The 4,420-nt window shown below is 27.9% G+C and carries 2 protein-coding genes; both read right to left on the minus strand.

Going from position 1 to position 4,420, the window contains the following annotated elements:
* Nucleotides 1–2,239 (minus strand): BTA121 domain-containing protein surface lipoprotein (locus tag U880_RS10080; RefSeq protein WP_038359172.1); only part of this gene is annotated, 2,239 nt, incomplete at its 3' end.
* A 467-nt stretch (nt 2,240–2,706) separates the two neighbouring features.
* A partial coding sequence (locus U880_RS11345) for a BTA121 domain-containing protein surface lipoprotein (RefSeq protein ID WP_161626518.1) occupies nt 2,707–4,420 on the minus strand: 1,714 nt, incomplete at its 5' end.

Consider the following 4,420-nt stretch of genomic DNA (forward strand, 5'->3'; position numbering starts at 1 on the left):
CTCCTTCCTCACTGAATTTACTGATAATATTAATATACTTACTATTACAAGATGTTACCTCAGTTTCAATACCAATAAAACTGGATGCATTATTTGCATTGCTTAATAAGCTATTCTCCATGTCATAAATAGAATCATGACTACAAATATTTTTTAAATACTTACTATATTCTGTTTCTATATCTTTTAATCTTTGTGTAAGTATGTTTTTGTTAGGTCCACCATACTCTGCAAGAATTCGTTCTACTCCCTCTTTTTTACTTAATGTCTCTACAATACCTGATAGCGCTCTTTCAAGTCTAACAATACTATCTGTATCTAGGAAAAACTTACAAAAATCACAAAAAGTTTGTCTTGTCTTATTTATAATACCAAGATCACCTGGGTTAGTTAAATCAGGAATTGATATAGCAGTTTCAAGAAAAGTTAAGGCAGCACGCATTTTATCGTTATTTAATTTTTCTAACACTTGATCATAAATATCATGATAAGATTTTATATCCTCTACAATAATACTTTTAAACTCTAATCCATATTGTAATGTACCTAATAAATTCTTATACAAATCATCAGACTTAAAAGCATAACAAGCGGTTTTTAAACGTCTCACATATTCTGTTTCCTTGTCTTTTAATCTTTTTATAAGTACATCTTTATCCGGTCCATTATACATTGCAAGAATTCGTTCTACTCTCTCTTTTTCATTTAATATTCCTGCAATACCTGATAAAACTTTTTCAAGTCTAACAATACCTACACCTAATGAGTCCTCGCAAAACCCATAAAAAGCAGCAGTTGCATTTTTTATAACACTAAGATCATCTGGATCACTGGGATTAGGAACTAATATAGCATTTCCAAGAAAAGTTAAAGCATGTATTTGATCACTATCCAATTTTTCTAAAACTTGAGCATAAATATTATGATAAAATTCTATATTCCTTACAATACTTTTAAAATATGATTCACATTCTTTTGACTTTAATAAATTATCATCATTATACAATTCATAAATAGAGGAAGTACTACAAACAGTTTTTAAATGTTTAACATATTCTCTTTCCTTATCTTTAAACCGCTGTACAAACATATCTTTTCTAGATGGCCATCCAACATTATATTCTGCAAGAGCTTGTTCTACTGCCTCTTTGGCAGCTAATATTTTTACAATAACTGATAAAATTCTTCTAAGTTTACCAATGACATCTGTATTTCCTGCATTTAGTATCAACCGATTATAATTTTGTTTTGCTTGTATTGTTATTTCATCATCACCTGGATTATCTAAATTAGGACTTGTTATAGCATTTTTAAGAAAATCTAAAGCCTTTTTCTCGTCACTACTTAATTGTTCCAAAATTTTATCATAAAAATCATTATAAGCTAATATCTTTTTTCTAAGAATTTCAAAATGATATGCATAGTCTGCTTCACATAATAAATTAGAATTCATTTCCTCAACAAAGAAAGTACTACAAATAGTTTTTAAACAATTTATATAAATTGTTTCTGAATCTTTTAATTCTTGCATAAATACATCTTTTTCTGGTCCATGGCAATTTAAAAGAGCTTCTTCTGTTAATTTTTTTTCACTTAATGTCGCTGCAACAACTCTTAAAGCTGCTATAAATTTATTAACATCAGCTGTACCTAGTATAAGTCGATAAAAAGTTTGTTTTGTATGCATTATAGACTTAAAATTACCTGTAGCATCTGAATTAGGAGTTTTTACACTGTCTTCAAGAAAAGCCAAAGCAGCTCGCTCTTCATTACTTAATTGTTTTATCATTTTATAATATTTGATATAGTCTAAAATATCCTCAAATCGAGATGCATAGTTTGTTTCTACAGATAAACAATAGCAAGATTCACTAATAGGATTGTAATTAACAAAGATATTTTGCAAATCTCTTATATACATTGTTTCTATATTTTGGAATCTTTGAATCATTTTGTCTTTATCTGTTTCATCATAAGTTAAAAGAGCTTTTTCTACATTCCTTTTTGAATTCAATGTTTTTACAATATCTGATAAGATTTTTTTACGGATATCAATATCACTTTCTTGTATTCGCATACGAAAATTTTGGAATGAATCTAGTTTCGACTGATGCTCATCTGAACTATACGGAACATCTGAATTTGACTTTGTAATAACATCTTCCAAAAAAGCTAAAGCATCCTTTTCACTATTATCCCATTGTTCTGTTACTATTTTTAATGTTTCATCTTGTGACATAAATATTTTCCTTATTTAAATTTAGATTTTTAATTTTATAATTTTTAATATATCATATATATTTTAACATATTAAAAATTATAAGTAAATAAAAAATTAAAACATCATTAAACTCAAACTACTATAACAAATATCATTAATCCTTTTTACCATCTCCAGCTTCAGCATTCACTGCTTTTCCAAATACCACTTCTACTATAGCCTCAGCATTCGGATTGCCCTCCCTCTCCATATCAAAAACAATTTTCTTAAACACATCCTTCGTCCCTTGTAAAGTCTCTTGAACTTTCTTAAAATAAAATGTTCAATCTGATAAAATACTTCTTTCATGCCATAACTATAATTAAGTTTAGACGCACCATGAACAGCAAATATACTATTATACTATCAACTGATCTAGCTGCGTTCTCTAAACCTTCAATTAACATTATTTTTTCTTATTAAAATCTTTAGCTTGCCACTCCTTCTTAAGCAAGTCTTTCTATCTCTGCTTCTGCTTCAGTACTAATACTTTGGAAATCAGAACCTGCATTCTTATTACCTACAAGGTTAGCATATATCTGCTCAACAGTAAAATTGACATCGCTATAATTTTTCAATAATTCCAAGTACTTATTTTCCGCCATGTCTAACCTATCCTGTAATCTACGCTTTACATCCGGCACTTGGATATTCTTAATAATTCCACTAGCCCTATAAAACAAACTTAAATGATGACCCTCTAACATATTGTTCATAATTGCTTTAACTCTATCAACATTTAATTTAGACAATAGATCATAAAACGTATCATTAGTATATGTTTTAGCAGTATCTACTAATGCCTTTCTCAAATACATAGCTGTTTCCTTATGTTCATCAGATAGACTAAATTTATAAAGTAATTCAGTAACTGCCATTCTTGCCCTATCAGTAAAAATCTGCAAAGCAGAAACATGATTATATTTCATTATAAGTTTTGTATAATATTTCAAATCAATATCAATACTTATAAATTGCAACACATCGTCTGCTCTATTTAACAAATCACTGTACATTTTAACAAAAGAGTAAGTATTACAAACTCTTTTTAAGAGTTTTATATAATTTGTATTTTCCTTTTGTAATCTTTGTATAAATTGCTCTTTATTTGCTCCAGAATAATTCTCCAAAACTTTCTCTATTTCTATTGTCGCATTTAACATTTTTACAATCCCTAACAAAATTGCTTTAAGTCTATCAATATTTCCTATCTGTAATATAAAAATATAAAAGTTATATTTTGTATGGGTCACAAACTCAAGATTACTTTGATTAAATATTGTTATAACACTTTCAAGAAAAGCCAAAGCATTTTTCTCATCAATATTTAACCGTTCTTCAATACTGATATGATAATTTATAGACTCTACAATATTTCTAAATTGTAATGAATGATCCGCATTGTTTAATAAATTACTTTTCATTTCATCAATAGAAGAAATATTACAAATATTTTTTAAATGCTTCATATACTTTGTTTTTATAACTTGGAACCTTTGTTCAAGAACATCTTTCTCTATCCTAGTATACTTTTGAAGAGCATCCTCTGCTAATTTTTTTTCCTTTAATGTTCTTACAATGCCTGACAAAACTAGCTTGAGTTTACTAATATCATCCTCGTATAGCGTAAGGAAACTATAATTTCGTTTTGCACTAATTATAATCTCATGGTCATTTGGATCATCAAAACTAGGATTTATTATGGCATATTCAAGAAAAATTAAAGCATTTTGTTCATCTTTATCTAATTGTCCCATAATAATTACAAAATTATGATAACTAAAACCATAAAAGTGAATAGATTCTAAAATAGATTTAAATTGGGATGAATTGTCTGTTTTTCTTAACAAATTATTATACATTTCATTAAAATATAAAGTATTGCAAATGCCCTTCAAATACCTCATATACTCTGCTTCTGCATCTTTGAATCTTTGTTCAAGAATATCTTTCCTTGGATTAGTATACTCTCTAAGAGCATTTTTTGCTTTCTTCTTTGCCTTTAACGTTTCTACAATACCTAACAAAACCAGCTTGAATTTACTAATATCATTATTAGCATCCAGCATCAATAGGTCATAGTTTCTCGTCATTTGAGTTGTAATTTCATGGTCATTCGAGTCATCTGGATTAGCTCTTGTTATACATTTTTCAAGATAA

The sequence above is a fragment of the Borrelia hispanica CRI genome (assembly GCF_000500065.1).
Taxonomy (GTDB): domain Bacteria; phylum Spirochaetota; class Spirochaetia; order Borreliales; family Borreliaceae; genus Borrelia; species Borrelia hispanica.